Origin of the sequence: Enterococcus sp. 6D12_DIV0197 (assembly GCF_002174385.1) — a bacterium.
GTDB lineage: Bacteria > Bacillota > Bacilli > Lactobacillales > Enterococcaceae > Enterococcus_D > Enterococcus_D casseliflavus.
In genome coordinates, this window is the sequence record NZ_NIBN01000002.1 from 6,840 (window position 1) to 7,386 (window position 547).

General features: G+C 26.7%; 1 pseudogene. It reads left to right on the forward strand.

Annotated features, from left to right (window positions below):
• A pseudogene (locus A5867_RS18125) lies at positions 1-322 on the forward strand (M protein trans-acting positive regulator); the annotation flags it as partial.
• Between the last annotated feature and the right edge of the window lie 225 nt (positions 323-547).

Sequence of the window (547 nt, forward strand, 5' to 3'; positions counted from 1 at the left end):
CATTGCATCCAATATTTTGTTTCAAGAGAATGACTTAATTTATATAGCAGTGAGTGGAATTAACCAACCAGAGTATATAAATGTTGTTAAGAATATATTGTCTAAAATGTACTCTCATAATTTTATCCAGTTTACAACTAATATTGTAAAAGCAGATATCGTAATATCTGATTGTGCTATAGGAAATACGACAAAAGAAGTTAAATTTGTATTTATGGATTGTATACAAAAAAAGGAGAATTGGGAGAAATTAACTTTACTGATCCAATCTCTTATTATGGAAAAATGTGTATATAAAAATCTAACGATGATTGGAAAGTAGAATAAAGTAGTAAATGTTGGAATACTTATAAACTATCTAGGAGATGTTAAATGTGAATACAAATGAACAAACAATGGAAAAAATCAGAAAAGCTAGAATGATTAATGTTAGATTTTTTAGTGATAAAGCAGGAAATACGTTAGAACGAGCTTTGATAATTGAAATGGATGAAAATATAGATGATGTGATGAAATACCTAGAAGAGTCTATAGACAATATAAATAT